This is a genomic window from Hoylesella shahii (assembly GCF_937990675.1).
GTDB classification, from domain to species: Bacteria; Bacteroidota; Bacteroidia; order Bacteroidales; family Bacteroidaceae; genus Prevotella; species Prevotella shahii.
The window spans coordinates 37,572-58,040 of sequence record NZ_CALKQY010000055.1 but is presented as its reverse complement, the minus strand read 5'-3'; the positions used below and the strand labels follow the sequence as shown (position 1 = coordinate 58,040).

Sequence of the window (20,469 nt, the reverse complement as noted above, 5' to 3'; positions counted from 1 at the left end):
AAACTTATAAACTCACAAACTCATCAGCTCGCAGATTTATAAGCTCCTAAACTTATAAACTCACGAACTCATCAGCTCGCAGATTTATAAGTTCCTAAACTTATAAACTCACAAACTCATCAGCTCGCAGATTTATAAGCTCCTAAACTTATAAACTCACGAACTCATCAGCTCGCAGATTTATAAGCTCCTAAACTTATAAACTCACAAACTCACGAACTCACGAACTTACAAGCTGTTTACTCCTCTTCCAGTCCTTTAATTCGTTTTTTAGGAGTAACGCCCAGTGCGCGAAGTCCCTCAATGCGTTTAAGCACATTGCCTTTACCATCGAAAAGTTGGCCGCGAGCCTGCTCGAAGTTGCGGGCAAGGCGTTGCAATTGTGCTTCAAGGTCGGTGAAAGTCTCGGCAAAGCCCGCCACCTTATCATATAAGTCGGCTGCAGTCTTCACAATTTTCTCCACGTTTTTGCTTTGCCTGTCGTATTGCCACAGGTTATATGCCAGCTGAAGCGCCATGAGCAAGTTGCTTGGCGAAATAATGATGATGCGTTTTTGGTAAGCATATCGACTCAAGTCGGGTTGTTGCTTCATGGCCGCGATGTAACTGTTTTCGTTTGGCACAAACATCAGCACGAAGCCAATAGCATCTTTCACCAGTTTGTCGTAGCTTTTAGCCGATAGCTCGTCGACATGTCGGCGCACACTTTTGGCATGTTCGGCCAAAAGTTGGTCGCGTTCGCGTTCGTCTTCGGCAGCAACAGCATCAGCATAAGCCTTTAACGACACCTTCGAGTCGATAACCACCGAGCGCCCTTCGGGAAATTTCACCACCACATCAGGGCGAAACGATGCGCCATCTTCGCTTTTCACCGTTTCTTGCACAAAGAATTCTTCATCGCGTTGCAATCCGCTATTCTCTAAAAGTGTTTCGAGCACCATCTCCCCCCAGTCTCCTTGCGTTTTGCTTTCGCCCTTCAATGCTCGCGAGAGGTTAGCCGCATCTTCACCAATACGTTCAGTTTGTAGTTTTAAGCTATCCACTGTTTGTTGTTGCTGCTGTTGAAACAGCTTCATTGTGCTTTCGAACGCTTTTTGCAATTCGGTTTTGTTCACCTCGTTTTGCGTTTTGCTCTCGTCTACAGCCCGTTTAAAGTCGTTGAATTGTTCCTTAATAGGTTTAAGCAAGTCGTCCATCTGCATGCGGTTGGTTCGTTGCAGTTCCTCTTGTTTAGCGGCCAGTTCTTTAGCCGCAGTGTTTTGCATGTTGTTTTTAAGGCTATCCAGTTTTTCTTCCCATCGCAGGTCGCTTTCTTTTCGCATTTGTTCGGCGTGTTGGCGTTCTCTTTCAAGGTTTTGGTTAGCGCGTTGCAGGTTGGCGTCAGCTTGGTCGAGCATGCGTTTAGTATATTCGCGTTCGGTTTCCAATTGCTTTTTCAGTTCGCCAATCTGCCGTTCGTATCCCGCCTTTGTGTTGTTAAAGAGCACAAAGCCAATGGCAACGGCCACGATGATGATAAGTGCAAAAACTATTTCCATGGGGAATTTTTAAGGAGTTATGGAGTTATGGAGTTGAGTCAATAAGCTATGAGGTTTTGAGGTTATAAGTGTTTTGCGGTTGAAGACAATTGAACAAAAGATGGTTGCATCAACTTGTTCAGTCGTTCACTCATCAACTCATCAACTCATCAACTCATCAACTTATCAACTTATCAACTCATCAACTTATCAACTCATCAACTCATCAACTTATCAACTCATCAACTCATCAACTTATCAACTTATCAACTCATCAACTTATAACCTCATAACCTCATAAACTTCAATCTTAATTATGCACCAATGTGCCTATATTTTCGCCGCGCATAACGCGTTCGAGATTACCCACAACATCCATATTAAAGACATAGATGGGGAGGTTGTTCTCTTTACACATTGTTGTTGCGGTGAGGTCCATAACCTTCAATCCACGTGTATAAATCTCGTCGTAGGTTATGTCGGTAAACTTAGTGGCCGTTGAGTCTTTCTCTGGGTCGGCAGTATAGATACCATCCACGCGCGTACCCTTGAGCATTACGTCGGCTTCTATTTCGATACCCCGCAGCGAACTACCAGTGTCGGTGGTGAAATAAGGCGACCCAGTGCCTGCCGAGAAGATGCAAACGTGGCCAGCTTCCATGCTTTCGATGGCCTTCCATTTGCTATAAAACTCGCCGATAGGCTCCATGCGGATGGCTGTGAGCACCTTGGTTTTAACGCCAATGGCTTCAAGAGCCGAGCTTAAGGCCAGCGAGTTCATCACCGTTGCGCACATACCCATTTGGTCGCCCTTCACTCGGTCGAAGCCTTTTTGCGCGCCACTGAGTCCGCGAAAGAAGTTACCACCACCGATAACGATACCAATTTGCACGCCCATTTCGTGCACCGCCTTAATTTGTTGGGCATATTCTTGCAAACGTTGTGGGTCGATACCATGGCTTTGAGAGCCCATCAAACTCTCGCCACTAAGCTTTAATAAAATTCTCTTGTACATAGTTTATAATATGTTATTGGTTTGTTGCTATATATAATAATGTGTGGTGTGCGCCGTTTTGATGTTTCGTGTTAGAGTACGAAGCGCAGTTTGTTGGCAGTTGGGCTATTGGTGGCATGCGGTTGGGTGTAAGTTCGCAATTGTTTTTGTTTGTCGCGAAGCGTTATTAACCCATTTGTTTCCACGCCAACCACTTCGGCTTCAAATAGTCCTTGCTCATCGCTATAGAGATGAAAGCCCGCCGACCGAAACAAAGATGCATTGTAGCGAGCGGTGATGAGTGGCGTTTTACCTTCCTGAACCAGCTGCAATTGTTGCAGAAAGCTTTGCACAATACAATTAAGGAGCGGCATTGGCGAGAGAGGTTGGCCTGTTATCTGCACCAAAGACACCGGGTTAGGTGCATCGCTTAGAAAGCGTTGCTGATTGACGTTAAGCCCGATGCCATAGACAAAACGACTGATTTGGCCCCGCGCAAGACTCGTTTCGATGAGTGTGCCACTAATTTTGCGGTCGTGCCAATAAATGTCGTTCGGCCATTTGATAGAGAAGTAGGGCGAAAACTGGTCGAGTACTTCCTTAATGGCCAATGCACCAGCCATGGAAAGTACAAATTGTTGTTGTACCGAGACGCACAACGGTTGGGCCATCACACTAAAAAGCAAGTTTTGCGCGCGTTCGCTTTCCCAGCAGTTAGTGCCCTGTCCGCGACCAGATGTTTGCCAATCGGTGCTCACCACCACCATTTCGCCCTGTTCTAGGGCAAGCGTTTTAATATAATCGTTGGTCGAGTTGGTCTCTTCCAAATGTATATGTCTAATCTTCATGCCTAAACAAGCAAGGGGTTAAAAGCGTCTTCGATGTGTTCAAGCTTAGCATTTTGTTGATTGGAACCAACAATTGTAACCACATCAAATCGCACCTGTTCCACCACATTAAACTGTTTGATGTAGTTGTTAGCGGCAATCCCCAGGTTTCTTATCTTCTGTTTGTTCACAGCATCGGCCGGTTCGGACACCTCATCAGAGGTTCTTGTCTTCACCTCAACAAACACAATGGTGGTAAGGTCGGCCGAAATAGCCACCAGGTCGATATCTCTTTTGCCACAATGCCAATCGCGGTCGCGAATAACATACCCCTGTTCTTTGAGGTATTCGGCAGCGAAATCCTCGCCCCATTTTCCCAGTTCGTTGTGCTTTGCCATGTTGTTTACGTTTTCTTTATTGCAAAAGTAGCCTTTTTATGCCAGTTCACAAAGCGCGCGTGCGTGTTTTTTAGTGTGATAAGCCTTAAGCAAAGAAGATGGTTTAGGCATCTTTGAGAGGGGATGAGCAGGTAAGAGGTGACGATGGTGCTTGAGATGTAATCAAAATAGGCGTTATTCTGGTTGGTAATACCTCTCGATAATAACGACAAAAAGAAGTATCATATATTATTGGAAAGTGATGTGTGTCAATATATTTGCAAATAATATGCAGGCTTGGAAGTGCTTGTTTTTGAATAACTAGTGCAATAAAATGCATTTTGTTTATCGTTTTTTAACTAAAAAGTTAATGCGCGTATGAGATAAGGTTACTAATTTTACACGCAAGTAAAGAAAGAAGACGAGGTGTTTGTTTGCCTTCCAATGCTTTTAATAGTGGTATTTGTGGCATTCAACAACCTTAAAGAATTAATGTTTCTAACCGCTTTTTAACAACCAAATGACAGTAAACAAAAGAAAACTTCTATTGGGAGCGCTCCTCGCTTTTACCTTAAGCGGCTTCGCCCAGAAAAAGACAACACTAAGTGCAGAGGTGTATGGTTACAAAAGAGAAATGGTTTATTTTGACTGCTTGCAGTCGCCATTCTTCAACTCAGAGTTTCATACCAACCCAGGCGACGAACATCTCTACTCGTTTGAGAGCAAAAGTCCGGTGTGCATGCTCATTAATGGGCAAGTAAATGTGTTTATGCTGCCAGGTGACAGTGTGCATGCCGTGGTGCGTTATGATGGAAAACGCCCTTCGGAAGTGGTGTTTAGCGGAACAGCTAAGGCCGTAACCGCAAATCGTTTGATGAATGGCATAGACGACATGAAGCGACAAATGCGCTATAAGGGTCAGTTGCTGGCTTGTGTGGTGGTGGATGTGAAGCCCCAACAACGCATAGACGATTCGCGAACATTACTTGCAAAGGTTCAGGAAATGGTGGCAAAAGAAAAGGCGCAGCTTAGTGATGTGGCAGCCGATTATATCCTTGCCAACACTGAAGCAGCTGCATACGTATCGTTTATGGAATATCCACCGATGTATGCGGACACAAGAAAGACGCCAATTAAAGACCAAGGCATTGGCGATTATTGGAAACTGATGGACGGTGTGAAGCTTCGTTCGAGCGTTGGTGCATTGTGCAACCCAGATTATGTAAGTTTCTTGATGCGCTATTGTTTCTACGAAAACGAGAAGAAGGCCAACGCAAAGCATGCCACTTACACCATGCCACAACAACTGGAAGACATGTTTAAGGAATTGGCAGCCTTCTATCAAGGTGAACAACGCGATGCCGTGCTCTACCAATTGCTCGTTAGCTTTGTGCGTAACGGAAAAGAACTGGAGCGCGCCAAACCTCTATTTGCCGAATATAAGGCTAAGTATAACAAGAATAAAGAGTATCTTGACATTCTTGAAAAGCTGATGGAATAAACCAATTTGCTTCAAACATGCAACCTAAACGGCTGGTGTGAGAGGGTGTAAAGAGGCTTAAAGGCCAATGGATTGTGTCCTTTCACCTTAGCCAAAATGGTTGTAAACAGATATACCGACTCCGAAACACATCATAAACTAATCTTGCTTATCGATGAAAAGAAATGTAAACTACTATCAAATCGCGCTTGCATGGCTCTGTGTGATAGGTGCTATGCTGCTGTATGTAACCGGTGCGAAGGCTCAAACACAAAGCCTAGACGACTGGAAGAATACGCCTGTGACCCTGCGCGTGAGTAACGAACCCTTGGGAACGGTGCTCAAGAAAGTGGCTAAGCAGGCCAATGCCACCATTGAATTTCAAGAAGTGGCACTCGTGGGCATTGCTAAACCAACCACATTGAATGTTAAGGATGTTCCCCTAGATAAGGTTTTGGGAGAACTTATTGGCGACCAAAATGTGCTAATTCGTTACGAGACAGGAAGACAAATCATTATCTCGTCGTACACAAAGGATGCGGATGCCAAAGATATGCTGCATATCGAAGGCGTGGTTACTGATGCTTCAACAAAAGAAACATTGGTGGGAGCCACCGTGGTACTTACCGATGGTACTAAAAATGGCGGCGTAAAGGGTAGTATTACCGATGTAAACGGAAAGTTCTCATTACAAGTTCCGCGTAAAGCTTCTATTAAAGTGTCGTATATGGGCTATGAGTCTGTGTCGATGCAGATAACCCGCCCTAACCAAAACATGAAAATCGCGCTCAAACCTGATGGCCAAATGATGGAAGAAGTGGTGGTAACAGGTTTGAGCAAACGTAGCAAATCAAGCTTCACGGGTAACTACGTGTCGGTGAAAGGCGACGAGTTGCGCAAGCTAAATCCCAACAACATCCTTAAGAGTTTGCAGTTCTACGACCCCAGTTTCAAGGTGATAGAAAACAACTCGCGCGGTTCGGACCCCAATGCTCAGCCCGAATTCCTTATCCGTGGCGACCAAAACCTTGGTTCAACGGCCTCGCTTAACAGCATGGACTTGTTGCTCGACAACGTCTCGAGCCGTCCTAACACACCGCTCTTCGTGCTTGATGGTTTCATTGTGTCAATGAGTCGCATCTTGCAACTCGACCCCGAACGCATCGAAAACGTTACCATATTAAAAGATGCTGCAGCCACTGCCATCTATGGTTCGCGTGCTTCTAACGGTGTGGTGGTTATCGAAACCAAGGTTGCTCCTGACGGCGTGCTGTCGGTTAGCTATAATGGAGGCGTAACTGTGCAAGCACCCGACCTCACCGACTATAAGCTTATGAACGCAAGTGAGAAGCTACAGATGGAATGGGATGCTGGTGTTTACAGTCCAACTAACGATAAAAGCATGAACCGTTACAACCAACTGTTGCGCAATGTACTGGCAGGCGTTGACACCTATTGGCTGAGTAAGCCACTTCGTACTGCTGTTACACATCGCCATTCGTTGTCGGCTGCTGGTGGAACAGAGGTCTTCCGTTATAGCCTAGACCTCAATGCAGCCTTCAATCCAGGTGTAATGAAAGGTTCGGAACAAAACACCAAGAGCCTTAACTTTAGCATGACTTATCGCAAAGAGAACGTAATGGTTGGTGCAAGCATCAATCTTTCGGAGAGTGGTGGACATAATTCGCCCTATGGCTCGTTCTCTGAATACACACGCGTAAATCCTTATTACCGCCCAACAAACGAGTTTGGGGAGTATTTACAGCAGCTAGATAACCACACGGGTGCTGGAAGTGTGCCCATCGCCAACCCATTATACAACGCCAATGTGGGCATTAAAGACCTCACAAGCAACACCAATATCACTGCTAGTCTGAATTTGGAATACCGCTTGTTGAAGAACTTACGACTCACCGAAAACCTGTCGTACATGCGCGGAATGGCTAGAACAGAGAATTTCTTGCCCGCTGCACACACCTCTTTTATAACCGAATTGGACAAGACTTTACGCGGACGCTACACTAAGAACACAGGAGAAATGACCTCGTGGTCGAGCAACTTGGGGCTTAACTGGAATATGTCGTTGCGCAAACATTTATTCAGCGTGTTTGGTAACTGGACACTTAGCGAAGACCGTAGCAACTATGTGAATCTCTCTGCCGTGGGCTATCCAGACCCACATATGGACGATTTCATCTTTGGAAACAAGATGACAACCAGCCCAAGCGGCTCTGAATCTATCGCAAGGTCGATGGGATTTATTACACAGCTTTCGTATAGCTACGACAATCGTTATTCGGTAGACGTAAATGTGAGCAGCGAAATAACCTCAAGATACGCCGATCACAACCTTACACCATTCTGGAGCGTGGGCTTAAGATGGAATGCTTATCGCGAAAAATGGCTTGAAGGGCGCGTTTCGAACCTCGTTTTTAGAGCTACATATGGTGTGACGGGTGCGCAAAACTCTAGTCCTGCAGATGCTATCGAATACTATACGTTTAGTCAAACAATGCGGCCTTATGCTTCGTTCTCTACATTGGGCGCAGTGCTCTCGCGCTTAAACAATCCCGATATCAAGTGGACCAAGACCGATAACCTTAGCCTTGGCTTTGATGTGGGCGTATGGAAAAACCGCATTAACCTGTCGTTCAACTATTATGATAATATTAGTAGGCAGCTGTTAACCAACTACGACCTTGCTCCCTCAACAGGTTTCGAGTCGCAATATATTAACGCTGGCGAATTGCAAAACCGCGGTTTCGATGCCACACTCAATGTTATTGCCTTGCAAAACATCCGTAAACAGTTCTATTGGACCGTGGCTATGGGTATGAACCACAACCGTAATAAGATACGTAAGATATCTGATTATCTGCGTAAAATGAATGAAGAGCAACTCAAATCTAAGTCTGCTCCGCTGCCTGTTTACCAAGAAGGTAAGTCAACCACTACATATTATGCAGTGCGCTCACTAGGCATTGACCCCATGACTGGTAACGAAGTGTTCCTCACTCGCAATGGTGAAAAGACCTTTAACTGGAACTCAGCAGACAAAGTTCCCGTTGGCGACACCACACCAAAGATTAATGGAACCATCAGTTCTTCTGTCAATTGGCGCGACCTTTCGTGCACATTAGGCTTCGTATATCGATGGGGTGGCATTGTTTATAACCAAACATTGGTAGACAAAATTGAGAATAGCAACATCGCATATAATCTCGATCGCCGTGCTGCACAAGACCGTTGGCACAATCCTGGTGATGTGACGATGTATAAAAGGATTGACCTTAACGGTTCGCAAACGCCTGCTTCCGACCGCTTCATTATGAAAGATAACGAACTGCGATTGGCAAGTATCAATGTTGGCTATCGCTTTAAACAAGCCGATTATAAGTTGCTGAGCCGACTAAACATCGATGTGTTGTCGCTTAACTTCACCACCAACGACCTCCTTCGTCTGTCAACTGTGAAGATGGAACGTGGTCTTGGATATCCATTCTCACGTTCTTACTCTCTCTCTTGCTCCATTATCTTTAAGTAACTAGCGTTATGAAGCACTTAAAATTCCCCTCCCTATTATATAAGGTGTGCCGAATGGGCACCTGCTGTTTGGCACTATCGCTTGTCACAGCTTGTTCGGATTGGTTCGATGTGAGCCCTAAAACCGACCTTAAGGCCGAAGAATTGTTCTCTACCGAGGCTGGTTTCGAAAGCTCACTCACTGGCATCTACCTCATGATGACCGACCAAGGCGCTTATGGTGGCAACATGTCGTTTGGCATGCTCGACCAATTGGCACAACAATACGATTACATCCCCGATGGTGCTAACGACCGTATGGCTATCTATAACTATGCCACAGCCACAACAGATGGCTTCCGCACCAAGCAAAAGCTGGCTCAATCGTGGTTAAAACTCTATAACATTATTGCTAATTGCAATAATCTTCTTAAATGGCTCGACAATAAAGGAGAAGCCGTTATTCGCAATGCTAATACAAGAAATGCATACAGAGCCGAGGCACTTGCTGCTAGAGCTTATTGCCAATTCGATTTGCTTAGGGCGTGGGGGCCATGGAAGTATGGCACAGATGCAACGGCTGCAGCTGCTAACTGCATTCCATATAGAAAGGTGGCCGATAATTCTAAACAACCACTTTTGCCCGCAAAAGAAATTGTGGCTTTAGCATTGAAAGACCTCAATGAGGCTAAACAACTGTTGGCAAACGAGAAAAAACTGCGCCTTGACGACAGCGAACGTCGCTTTAGATTTAATTATCATGCTGTGAACGCGCTCCTGGCGCGCATCTATTGCTATGCTGGCGATGCCACCAATGCTGTGGCTTGCGCCAAAGAAGTGATTGATAACTGTGGATTGACCTTGGCTTCAAGCAATCAAGACGACCCCGTGCTCTTCTCAGAATGCCTTTGTGCACTTAATCTCTACCATCTTTCGCAGTCTCTTTCTTCGCATTGGGCCGATGGAGATAAGTACACTAGCCAGTATTTTATTCGTTCCGAACGTTTTAATAGCTACTTCGAAGTGTCTGGCGACCGTCGTGAAGACATGCGTACTAAGTCGGCTGCGTTCTACGAACACGCCTCTACCAAAACGGCTTTGTCTCGCAAATACAACACCAATCCTAAAGAAGCAATCCCCTTGATACGCCTTCCCGAGATGTATTACATCCTTTGCGAAATGACACCCGACCTCAATCAGGCGGCACAATACTTAAATATGGTGCGCAACAAACGTGGATATTCGCGTTCGCTCAATGTGAACTTTGCTAACGAAGCCAGTCGAACCACAGCCTTAGACCGCGAGTTCCGCAAGGAATTTTATGCCGAAGGGCAATACTGGTTCTTCTTGAAACGACATGGAATGACGACTCTTGCTTACGACAACACCGTTACCTTGTCGAAAGAACGCTACGAATTCCCACTTCCTGATGCCGAGAAAGAATATGGCTGGACGGCATCTCACGATGCGCAAAACGGCGCAAACACCACTCATAACAACCCTTAAACCACGATGAAAATGAAGAATAAGTTTGGATATGTATTTGCCGCGGCTTTTGGTTGCATGCTCTCTACTGCGTGTAGCGAACAAGCCGTGCCTACTTACGATGCAAATGGCGACGGCGTTTACTTTAGCTATGGCAATAAAGAGGCGCTTAACGCAACGGTTAACTTTGCCGACTCCATTCTCACTGCTCCCAAAGAGATTGGCGTTTCTTTGAAACTCAAACTCATGGGACGCGATAGCGACCATCCCAGAAAGGTGGTTCTCAAGTCAAGAGCCGTTGAAGGTGTGGCACAAGCCATGGTCGTTTGTCCGGAGGTTGTGTTTAAACCAGGCGAACACGAAAAAACTGTGACGGTGTTGGCTCAACGTCCTTCTATCGTTGATTCTACTTTTCAAGCACAAGTTTACATTGATGCCAGCGACCCCGAATCACAAATTGGCGAAGGTATTAAGGATTTCCAAGCGTTTACCGTGCATGTGAAAGAAGCCTATTCTAAGCCTGCTCAATGGGATGGCATGGCCAGTTCGTATCTAGGCGAATGGACTGCTGATAAGATGAAGCTGATGGTAAAGGTTACAAAGCGTAACGATTTCTATAACGAACGCGACTATTATAAGTTTGTACAATGGAATCTTGCGGGCGTCGACAGCTTGCGCAAGGTGCAAAAGGCCTCGCCACAAACTGCCATAACGATAGCCATCCCCTTTACTAACGACAACGCTTACGAGAAGCCTTGGTATTGGTCCTCGCTACAAGATACTTATTTGGGCAACTATCAAAGTGGAGCTTTCGTGGGACTTTGCAACAGTATGGATATCACAACGGCCAACGAATATGCTCAATTGGGTGGAAACGAGGCCACGATGAGAAAACTAAACCTCAGTGCGGTGCACCTCATGATGCAGCGATACAACACCTTCTATCTTGATGGATGGCGTTCGGGCGATTCGTATAAGGGCAATTTTTACATTCCTATGATGGCTAATGCCAACTACGAACTCGTCGAGCCACAGCCTTGGAAAGACGAACAAGGTGGAAAGGCGTTGATAGAAAAGTACTACGGAACGTATTCTGCAGCCAAATATCGCTTTATGATTAGCGTTTGGCTCGAGCATAAAGGGGCCGACTTTGTACTCAATCAGATGTTCCCAGTGATGAACGAGTGGGGAAATGTGCATTGGGATAGTTCAATTGGCGGTGAAGCTGCCATCAAGGCTTGCAACAAGTTGTTCCGCGAAAAACTTTCACACGGCTCTTATCCTTTCACTTTCCCTAACGTGCCTTAAGGCATAGAGGATAAGGCAAGGGGCGTTGGGCGCTCTGCTTTGATAGCATCGCCTGGCGCATGTCATATCATTAACGTTTAAATAATCCTAGAAATGACGAATAACATAACCATATTAGAGGTACGCAAGCACATGATAAGAGCTGCGCGAACCGCGCAAAGCGCTGTGAAGGCCGTTAAAACGGTGGTGCCATTTACTGAAACACCAACCCCCGCTGCCGCAATAGAGCAGGGCATGGCGCATCATTCCTTACCCCTTTCCACGTGGAAGAGGGTTGGGGGTAAGGCTGTTTGTCTCTTTGTACTAGCTGCAGGCTTGTTTACTGCTTGCTACGAAGACAAAGGTAACTATACATATAACTTCGATAGCATGAATTCTATCGATACGCTTATATTCACTCCAGCCACGGTTGAGATGCTTACGGGGCAGACCATCGAGTTTACACAGCCTCTCACCGAAAGCGAAACGCATAAGCGAATCGAGGTGCAAGTACCCCAAACGCTACAATCTGGGCTCGACCAGTTAGACTTTACCTGGATTCGTTCTTATCAAAAGGGTAAGGAGACCATTTCTGATACGGTAAAGACGAAAGGCTATTTGGATGTGGAACTGCCTGTGGGAAAGACCACACGCTTTAATGTTCGCTTGCAGGTTTACGACCGCACCACTGGGCTTTCGCGCTATCAAAACTTTGCAGTAGCCACCCGCCCCATCTATAAAAACAGTCTTTTCTTCCTCCATGGCAAGCCTGGAAGCGTACTCTTGGGTAATGTTGAGAAGGTGGGAGCCGTTACCAATGTTCGTAGCGATGCTTATAAGCTTATTTATAAAGACGAGAAAAATCCCTTTGTCGATGCCTATAAGCTGATGTTTCATTATGGCTTGGTTGCCGAAGGACGAGATTTTGTGAAGAAATACAACTTCATTGTGTTCTCTAGTAAGGGCGTTGTGAAAACCTACGACCCATTTGGTATGACGCCACGTCTCACTGCTTATAAAGATTTTGTGGTGCCAATGAGTGCGCAAGGCACGTTCTTGCCCGACAAAATTGGTATGGAGGGCGACCCCTCTAATCAGTCCGACTTCTATTATATGCTTGGTAAAGACGGACGTTTCCTTACGGCGCGCACCATCCCTGCTTTCAAAACACCAGCCACCGAGGGGTCTGTGGCCAACTATAACGTTACAGCTTGTGCCATCTCGGCCAACAATTTTGTGTTCTGGGATGCACGCAACAATCGCTTCTTGTATGTTAACAAAGACGATGGTTATGGCATCTGGGCCGAACAACAGGCATATCAATCGCAACTAAACAATCCTGTGCTCGATGCCCATGTTGACTTCTCAGGACTTAAGGCTGCGCTATCGCCCGTTGGAAAGAAAGCTGTTTATGGCTTTATTCAATATCGCGAGAACTACGATAAGGCCACACCTTATTTTATTTTCCGCGATAAGGATGCACCCAATTATTATCTCTATCAACTCACCTCTACGGCTGCCGAGAGCGATAAGGATAATGGTGGTAGTAGCGACGAACCTGCATACACCATCAAAGCAAAGAAATTGGAGGGCTTCACACCATCCATCTTGGCTACTGTGATGTACAACACGTGGTTCAGCACCAATTATGTTTTCTATGCAGATGGTGGTGACGTGGTGCGATACAACACCAATAACGGCGATAAAACTGTGCTCTATTCGGCTCCTGCTGGATATACCATCACTTGTATGAAGTTCCGTTCAGAAGATAACTTCCTTTATTCTGCCGACTTGGGTCGTTATCTCACCATCGGTATGAATAAAGGTGACAATGGTGCTATCGCCGAAATAAAACTCAATACGGCATCAGATGTTGACGAGTCTTTCGCGACGCTGTTCTACGACGCTGATAACGATGGACGAAAATTGGGTAATATTCTCGACTTCCAGTTTGTTCGCGAGTATTCTTATTCGTTGCCTATTAGATAGAAAAGTGATTGATGAGTCTGCGAATTGATGAGTTTATGCGTTAATGAATAGCTCACTAAACACAAAACACGTTGATGGCAGGCTCATTAGTCCCAGGCCGAGTAGTCATTAGTTTCGCTCAATAGCAAAAAAAATCATAAATAACACCTCTAATTATGTATAAAATCTTCTTAACGGTATTGTTTTCGGTTCTTAGCACTTCGCTCTTTGCCCAAGCTTCTAGTAGCATTGAAGGCAAAATAGAGGGCATACCCGTAGGTAATTTGCAACTTCTTGTGCGCAATTCTGAAACTGGTTGGAATACCGTTTGCACCGTTCCATTCTCCAATGGACGCTTTTCCATGCCCAATATCAAAATCTCTGAGCCCATGCAAGCTCGTTTAGGTGTGGTGGGTTATCAAGGTGGTTTCTCGTTTTTTATCGAACCTGGTACCAGTTATAACGCTTTATTACGCGATGGCGAGGGATGGTTTATACATGGTAAGGGACTCCAAGACACCGATTTGGCTTATCAAGAGCGTTGCATGAGCATGATGAAAAGCTTATCTGCCTTACAAAATCGAGCCGATAGTCTTCGTAAAGCCTTGCGCTATGGTAGCGCAAGCCGTGTTAACGACACTATCGCACACATGCGCAAAGCGCTCGAAAACGAACGTGCAGCCTTTCTCTCGGCCAACAACAACATTCTCTCGGCAGCCATTATGTTGCAAGATGCCGAAACCCAAGATGCGTCTTTGGAAGTGTCTAAACAACTTTATGCTCAACTGGGCGATAAGGCTAAGCAAAGTCGTTGCGGACAAATCTTGCAACAACGCATATTGCGTTTGCAGATGATAAGCAAGGGTAGCAAAGCTCCCGACTTTACTTTGCCCACTGCCGAGGGACGTAGTTTCACCCTCAGCAAAATGCCTGGTAAGGTTAAAATCGTTGATTTCTGGGCTTCGTGGTGCGGTCCGTGTAGGCTCAATAATCCCATTTTGCGACAGCTCTATGCCGATTATCATGCTGCAGGATTGGAGATTGTTAACGTGTCGCTCGATGAAAAACGCGACCGTTGGCTTGCTGCCGTTAAGCAAGATAAACTCACTTGGACACAAGTGTCGTCGCTAAAGGGGTGGAAAGACGAAGTAGCAAAGCTATACAGTGTCACTGCCATTCCGGCTATATTTGTGCTTGACGCCAACAATAACATCTTGGCTACCGGCCTACATGGTGAAGACCTGCGTAAGTTTGTTACCAGATTGTTTGCCGAAGAGACCGAAAAGTAAGGGTATTATGTGATGGAGATAGCCTAGAGGCTGCTCACTGCGGTATCGCTTAGCTGCAAAGCCTGTTTTCTCCATCATATCTGTGGTTTTAAAACAACAAAAAACAACATAACAAACAACATGAAAAAAGAAGTCCTCAGTGTGTTGCTGCTCTGTGCCTGCCCAGCTATGGCACAGCAAAGCAATAACTATGTGATAAAAGGAACAATGAGTGTCGACTCGTTGCGCTATACGCCCGAGCGCGTAAAGAAGGTGTATCTCACCCATGAAGTTCAGGGACAAGACATTGTTGTCGACTCTGCTGTGGTGCAAAATGGCCAATTTAGCTTCAAAGGTACTGCCCCTGGTGCTGTTGCTCCCTATCACATCACAGGTTTCGACAATGGCGCTGTGCAGCTGTTTCTTGAAGCGGGAGAAATCACCGTGCTACCTTTCGATGCACGTTTCCCCGTGGGTGCAAGGGTAAAAGGTACGCCCACCAACGATGCTTTATTTGCTTATCAAAAAGCAAACGATGCCAGTGTTGATGCTGCTAAGGTGCGAATGGACAAGGTTATCTCTAGTCTTCCACCCGAAAAACGTAACGACGAAAAGGCGTTCTTCCCTTATCAGCGTGCCACTTACTATGCCAATAGCTTGTCGCATCGCACGGCGGCCATGCGTTTCGTAGCTAGTCACCTCGACTCTCCCTTTGCATTATACATCATCAAGTACGACCTTTTTAGGTTCTTTACACCACAAGTACTCGAAGAAACCTATCTCAACGCAGTTCCTGCTGATGTGCGCAAGCATCCTATGTATCGCGAACTAACCAACTTGGTACGGGCTGCCAACCTCGAAGTGGGCAAACCCGCACCCGATATTGATGGCCAAACACCCGATGATAAGCGCCTGGCCTTGTCAGACTTGCGTGGAAAATACGTGCTCATTGACTTCTGGGCATCGTGGTGTGCTCCGTGTAGACGCGAGTTCCCCGTTATCAAGCAGGCTTTGGCCGAAACGCAAGGCAAAGTGCCTTTCGTGGTGTTGAGCTATTCTATTGATAGTAAAAAGAAAGAGTGGACCGACTGCATCGAACGCAATGGCCTAAAGCATGCCAACTGGTTGCATATATCTGCCTTGAAGGGCTGGGGCTCGCCTGCTGCTAAGTTGTATAATGTTGAGGCTGTTCCTCGCACTGTGCTCATCGGTCCCGATGGCAATATTGTGGCATTCGACCTACGTGGCGAACAGCTCATCGACGCTGTAAGAAAGATGAAAAATGTTGATGCCAAGCAAGCCAATGGCTCAAAGGGGCAGAATACGATTAAGGCGGCTGTGATTAACGAGGCGCAAACCATCCCCGACAAACCGCTTTACGAGCAGTATGTGGCACTTGAACGTCAACGCGACAAACAAATTGCCGATGGTATTGCACAACTTCGAGCCACTAAAGGCGAAGCTTATCTCAATACGGCTGAAGGAAAAACAGATGTTGCCAGCATTCGCGGTATTGCCGAAATTTCGTGGATTGCCGAACGCTTGCAGTTCTTGCTCGACAACAATACTTCTGAATTGATGCCTATGCTTATGGAACGCGACATGCTACCACTGTTTAATAAAGAATATGGCCGCCAACTTTCGGCCTCTGTTGCACCACAGGCACAAGGTTCTGCCTACGCTCGTTCTCTAGAAAACAGTGTGCGTTCGCGCATGTTGATGCAGGGAAGCGATGTGCCCGATATTGCTTTGCCTTTGGCCAATGGCACAGTCAAACAACTTAGCAACAGCACAGGCAAATATGTGCTTTTAACGTTCTGGGCTTCGGGCAATGCCGATAGCCAACGCGAATTGGCTAAGCTAAAACAACTGTACGCCGATAGCCGCGCTTCGAAAGATAAGTTTGAGATGATAGGTTTCTCTCTCGACACCAACGCCAAAGAATGGAAAAAAACCGTTAAGTCGCTTGGTATTGAGGCTGCAGGATGGTTGCAAGCTTGCGACTTCAAGGGTGAAGCCTCGCCTTCGGTACGCCTTTTCAACGTTGAACATGCACCAATGCACGTGCTTATCGACCCAGAAGGCAAAGCCATCTCGCTTACGCTTCAAGGCGATGAACTGGTGGCACGCGTTAAACAAATTCTCTCGGGCGACCTCTATTATCAGAAAGAAGAACCTAAGAAATAAAACTTCTTGCCCTGGTGCGAGCTTTGGCGCGCATCAGGGCTCTGTTTATACACCACACCATGTAAACGCTGGACTTGCGCAAACAAGTTCAGCGTTTTTCTTTTGTGGCTTATTTCTTCGTTTTTCCGAGCTCTGCCCTCGCATGGCCCAACCTCTTTGTTTTTCATTACGCCTTTATAAAGCTCATGATAAATGCTGTGAAAGCTGTTTTCAGCCCGCAATGGCCTATGGGGTGTTTGTAAACAGTGATGTTGATGATAACACGTTTTATACAGCATAACGAGCGGTAGAAGGCCTTGTTGTGCCTAATACACGCGCTTTTTCCGAATAAATGTATTACTTTTGCATGTGTGTTGCCCTTATTAAGGCCATACACAACCTAAAACGCAATATACATGATGCAGAACGACGAACAACAACAAATAGACGAACAGATGATGCGCAAGGCTTTGGCCGAGGCTCAGTTGGCTTTGCAAAAAGGCGAAGTGCCTATTGGGGCGGTTATTGCTTGTAAGGGTAGGGTGGTGGCGCGTGCGCATAACCTCACCGAAACGCTTTGCGACGTCACCGCACATGCCGAAATGCAGGCCATAACGGCTGCTGCCAATATGCTCGGAGGCAAATATTTGCCCGAATGCACACTCTATGTCACGGTCGAACCCTGTCCTATGTGTGCTGGCGCATGCGGATGGGCACAGTTGGGACGCATTGTTTATGGTGCGCGCGACGAGAAACGGGGTTACGAGCGTTTTGCTCCCAAGGTGCTACATGCTAAGGCCACGGTTACGGTTGGCGTGCTCGAGGATGAATGTAGCGATTTGATGAAAAACTTTTTTGCCGATTTGCGCAAGTAATTTTTCTCGTTTCTTGTGCTTGCTTAGCATTGTAAGTGTTCTTCGTGTTCGCCAATGCAAACTAATGTGCCGTGTAGCAATGCTCGCAAGCGTGTTGAAAGATGGGAACTTGTTGCTTGTCTTATTCTTTTTACGCAGTGCACCACTGCCTTCAAGAATAACACAAGCAATGTGCTCAATCATATATAATATCTAAACAGCTCTAGCTCTAGCGATTGGGGTTAATTTATGGTGCTGGTTTTCGCAAAACAGCTTTCTTCCCTTTTTGTTAATTGGGTAATAAAATTTTACAAAACACATGCTTTCGGCCACACCATTCTAGCGAAAATTTAGGCCAAAAACCTACATTTTACTTCCTTTTTAAACCCTCCGAATTTTATTTTTACATCAACTTTGAACGCAACAACTGCGTTTTGCACCATTTTACCTTTCTATTTTGTCGTTGACGCGCCATTTTTCATTGCCAAAAATACAGCATTTTGTCGCTAAAAAGCTACTTTTTAAGGCGTTTTTTACTCTAAAAACACGTGAGAAGTTTTGCATTGAGCATACCAAAACGTAGACAAATATGTGTAAAATGTACCATTTAGCCTTGCATTTTGCATGAGTTAGCCTTGCGTTTTCTATGAGTTAGCACTGCGTTTTGCATGAGTTAGCACTGCGTTTTGCTGCATTTAGCGTTGTGTTTTGCTGCAAATAGCATAAAATCTTATGCAAAACACGGTTAATTTCGTCGAAAATTCGTTTTTCAAGACGCGTCACTTTAATTCTTTTTTCTCCTCAACAAACTCTCGCGAGAATCGATTATTTGCGAGCGAGTGGGCTGTTGATGAGAAAAAAGCCACTCATAATGTTAAAATTTATGTGAAATATTTTACATTTTGTAGGTCCGCACAACTTAAATCCCCAATAAAACAAGGTTAAAAACATATAAGCCCACGATTGCACCCCGCGAAAGCGTTAAGGTCGAAATAAGCTAGAACGCTATTTTCGTGGCGTGCGCGCAAATAAGGAGTCGCTGTTAGCCTAAGCCTAGTGTCTTAGTTCACGTCTAAGCCCATTTCTTGAGCCTTCTTTATCAAAAGTTGCATCAACGGTTCGCGTTCGTTAGGCACGCGATTATCTAGCACAGCATCCTTCAGCGTTTGTTTAAGCGTGCCAACCTCGCGGCTCGGCCCTAGGTGAAATATCTCCATAATTTCGTTACCATCTATCACAGGTTGCAGCAAGCGTTTATAATCGCGCTCCTTGAGGTCGGCCAGTTTTTCGCGCACAATGCGGAAATTGTCTAAGAACCGTTGCTTCTTGTTATGGTTTTTGCTGGTGATGTCGGCCTCACAAAGCGTCATCAGGTCGTCTGTATCGTCGCCAGCATCGTTCATCAAGCGTCTCACAGCACTATCTGTAACATTGTCTTCGGCAATAACAATGGGGCGCATGTGCAGGTCAACCATTTTTTGCACATACTTCATCTTTGCATCGAGTGGCAGTTTCAAGCGTCTAAACATGTCGGGTACCATCTTTGCGCCTATAAAGTTGTGATTATGGAAAGTCCACCCCGCTGCAGGGTCCCAGCGTTTTGTTTTGGCTTTACCCACATCGTGCAGCAAGGCCGCCCATCTAAGCCACAGGTTATCAGTGGTTCGGCAGATATTGTCTAGCACTTCGAGCGTGTGGTAGAAATTGTTTTTATGTGCCCGTCCGTTGCGAGTCTCCACATTATCCAGTCTAGTGAGTTCGGGAAAAATAAGTTGAAGCAGTCCGCAGCGGTGCAATTCCACAAACCCACGGCTGGGTTGCGGCGTCATCATAATTTTGTTTAGTTCGTCGGCAATACGTTCGCCGCTAATAATTTTGATGCGTTCGGCATTTCGTGTAAGTGCATCAAACGTTTCGTCTTCGATAAAGAAGCGCAGTTGTGTGGCAAATCTCACACATCTCAGCATGCGCAGCGGGTCGTCAGAGAAAGTAATATCGGGGTCGAGCGGTGTGCGTATAATACCATCTTCAAGGTCGTATATCCCATCGAAGGGGTCGACCAGTTGTCCAAAGTTTTGGGCATTAAGGCAAACTGCCATGGCGTTGATGGTAAAGTCGCGGCGGTTTTGGTCGTCTTCCAGTGTGCCATTTTCCACGATAGGCTTACGCGAGTTGTGGCTATAACTTTCTTTTCGTGCACCCACAAACTCAATTTCATATCCTTTGAACTTCACTTGTGCCGTTCCAAAGTTACGAAACACCGATATGTGCGCTTTTTTCCCAAGTTTTTTACGCAGTGCGTCGGCCACTTGTATGCCACTGCCCACAACAACCACGTCTATATCATTAGACGGGCGTTCCAAAAATAGGTCGCGAACATATCCTCCCACCACATAGCAAGGCACGCCAAGGGCATCGGCAGCTTCGCCTATTTGGTGAAAAATGTCTTTATCGAGGAGTTCTGCCAGTTGGGCATTTGATAATATCTTCATTCTAAATACAAGTCTTTTTAATGGTGCAAAGTTACGCATAAAAGTTGATAGTTGCTTGTTGTGCATTATATTTTAGGAGACTATGTTGTCAAGATGTGTTTCGCTGAAGCGGTGACAGGCAGGTTGTGGCTTAGCGAATACAAAATGGAGTGCAATTTGTAGAATAAATTTTAAAATACGCAAAGAGGGTTCGGCGGTTTCGCTTTTTATTATTACTTTTGTAAATTATGGT

The 20,469-nt window shown here is 45.8% G+C and carries 13 protein-coding genes; 8 read left to right on the top strand and 5 right to left on the bottom strand.

What is annotated here, in order from left to right:
* Positions 1-239 precede the first annotated feature (239 nt).
* The 4 genes from QME03_RS08200 to QME03_RS08185 all read right to left on the bottom strand — a co-directional run bounded on the left by QME03_RS08200 (position 240) and on the right by QME03_RS08185 (position 3,736).
* Positions 240-1,538, bottom strand: a complete 1,299-nt coding sequence (locus QME03_RS08200) for a DNA recombination protein RmuC (RefSeq protein WP_025816599.1) — start codon at positions 1,536-1,538, stop codon at positions 240-242.
* 289 nt (positions 1,539-1,827) lie between these two features.
* A complete protein-coding gene (pyrH, locus tag QME03_RS08195; RefSeq protein ID WP_025816597.1) occupies positions 1,828-2,532 on the bottom strand; it encodes a UMP kinase in 705 nt (234 codons plus the stop codon).
* 71 nt (positions 2,533-2,603) lie between these two features.
* Complete coding sequence (locus QME03_RS08190) at positions 2,604-3,359, bottom strand: biotin--[acetyl-CoA-carboxylase] ligase (RefSeq protein WP_273146191.1); 756 nt, start codon at positions 3,357-3,359, stop codon at positions 2,604-2,606.
* Between the two features lie 2 nt (positions 3,360-3,361).
* The gene (locus tag QME03_RS08185; protein ID WP_025816594.1) at positions 3,362-3,736 is read right to left on the bottom strand and encodes a YraN family protein; all 375 of its coding nucleotides are present in this window, start codon (positions 3,734-3,736) and stop codon (positions 3,362-3,364) included.
* 499 nt (positions 3,737-4,235) lie between these two features.
* On the opposite strand from QME03_RS08185, the gene QME03_RS08180 reads away from it, so the two are divergent.
* The 8 genes from QME03_RS08180 to QME03_RS08145 all read left to right on the top strand — a co-directional run bounded on the left by QME03_RS08180 (position 4,236) and on the right by QME03_RS08145 (position 17,766).
* Positions 4,236-5,216 (top strand): hypothetical protein, encoded by a 981-nt coding sequence (locus tag QME03_RS08180; RefSeq protein ID WP_273146193.1) that lies wholly within the window; start codon positions 4,236-4,238, stop codon positions 5,214-5,216.
* Between the two features lie 154 nt (positions 5,217-5,370).
* Positions 5,371-8,739, top strand: a complete 3,369-nt coding sequence (locus QME03_RS08175) for a SusC/RagA family TonB-linked outer membrane protein (RefSeq protein ID WP_025816590.1) — start codon at positions 5,371-5,373, stop codon at positions 8,737-8,739.
* A gap of 8 nt (positions 8,740-8,747) precedes the next feature.
* The gene (locus QME03_RS08170) at positions 8,748-10,223 is read left to right on the top strand and encodes a RagB/SusD family nutrient uptake outer membrane protein (RefSeq protein WP_281724043.1); all 1,476 of its coding nucleotides are present in this window, start codon (positions 8,748-8,750) and stop codon (positions 10,221-10,223) included.
* Between the two features lie 12 nt (positions 10,224-10,235).
* Positions 10,236-11,510, top strand: coding sequence for a DUF4843 domain-containing protein (locus QME03_RS08165; RefSeq protein ID WP_281724042.1), 1,275 nt, complete (start codon positions 10,236-10,238; stop codon positions 11,508-11,510).
* A 93-nt stretch (positions 11,511-11,603) separates the two neighbouring features.
* The gene (locus QME03_RS08160) at positions 11,604-13,478 is read left to right on the top strand and encodes a PKD-like family lipoprotein (protein WP_281724041.1); all 1,875 of its coding nucleotides are present in this window, start codon (positions 11,604-11,606) and stop codon (positions 13,476-13,478) included.
* Positions 13,479-13,633: 155 nt separating this feature from the next.
* Positions 13,634-14,746, top strand: a complete 1,113-nt coding sequence (locus QME03_RS08155) for a TlpA disulfide reductase family protein (protein WP_281724040.1) — start codon at positions 13,634-13,636, stop codon at positions 14,744-14,746.
* Positions 14,747-14,866: 120 nt separating this feature from the next.
* Complete coding sequence (locus tag QME03_RS08150; RefSeq protein ID WP_281724039.1) at positions 14,867-16,912, top strand: thioredoxin-like domain-containing protein; 2,046 nt, start codon at positions 14,867-14,869, stop codon at positions 16,910-16,912.
* A gap of 395 nt (positions 16,913-17,307) precedes the next feature.
* Complete coding sequence (locus tag QME03_RS08145; protein ID WP_025816577.1) at positions 17,308-17,766, top strand: nucleoside deaminase; 459 nt, start codon at positions 17,308-17,310, stop codon at positions 17,764-17,766.
* Positions 17,767-18,806: 1,040 nt separating this feature from the next.
* On the opposite strand, the gene QME03_RS08140 is transcribed toward QME03_RS08145, so the two are convergent.
* The gene (locus tag QME03_RS08140; protein ID WP_110370022.1) at positions 18,807-20,237 is read right to left on the bottom strand and encodes a CCA tRNA nucleotidyltransferase; all 1,431 of its coding nucleotides are present in this window, start codon (positions 20,235-20,237) and stop codon (positions 18,807-18,809) included.
* Between the last annotated feature and the right edge of the window lie 232 nt (positions 20,238-20,469).

Bases quoted from the DNA above. Each gene is read 5' to 3' on its own strand.
- QME03_RS08185 (WP_025816594.1), bottom strand. From the start codon at position 3,736: ATGGCAAAGCACAACGAACTGGGAAAATGGGGCGAGGATTTCGCTGCC.
- QME03_RS08165 (WP_281724042.1), top strand. From the start codon at position 10,236: ATGAAGAATAAGTTTGGATATGTATTTGCCGCGGCTTTTGGTTGCATG.
- QME03_RS08170 (WP_281724043.1), top strand. From the start codon at position 8,748: ATGAAGCACTTAAAATTCCCCTCCCTATTATATAAGGTGTGCCGAATG.
- QME03_RS08190 (WP_273146191.1), bottom strand. From the start codon at position 3,359: ATGAAGATTAGACATATACATTTGGAAGAGACCAACTCGACCAACGAT.
- QME03_RS08140 (WP_110370022.1), bottom strand. From the start codon at position 20,237: ATGAAGATATTATCAAATGCCCAACTGGCAGAACTCCTCGATAAAGAC.
- QME03_RS08150 (WP_281724039.1), top strand. From the start codon at position 14,867: ATGAAAAAAGAAGTCCTCAGTGTGTTGCTGCTCTGTGCCTGCCCAGCT.
- QME03_RS08180 (WP_273146193.1), top strand. From the start codon at position 4,236: ATGACAGTAAACAAAAGAAAACTTCTATTGGGAGCGCTCCTCGCTTTT.
- QME03_RS08145 (WP_025816577.1), top strand. From the start codon at position 17,308: ATGATGCAGAACGACGAACAACAACAAATAGACGAACAGATGATGCGC.
- QME03_RS08160 (WP_281724041.1), top strand. From the start codon at position 11,604: ATGACGAATAACATAACCATATTAGAGGTACGCAAGCACATGATAAGA.
- QME03_RS08155 (WP_281724040.1), top strand. From the start codon at position 13,634: ATGTATAAAATCTTCTTAACGGTATTGTTTTCGGTTCTTAGCACTTCG.
- pyrH (WP_025816597.1), bottom strand. From the start codon at position 2,532: ATGTACAAGAGAATTTTATTAAAGCTTAGTGGCGAGAGTTTGATGGGC.
- QME03_RS08175 (WP_025816590.1), top strand. From the start codon at position 5,371: ATGAAAAGAAATGTAAACTACTATCAAATCGCGCTTGCATGGCTCTGT.
- QME03_RS08200 (WP_025816599.1), bottom strand. From the start codon at position 1,538: ATGGAAATAGTTTTTGCACTTATCATCATCGTGGCCGTTGCCATTGGC.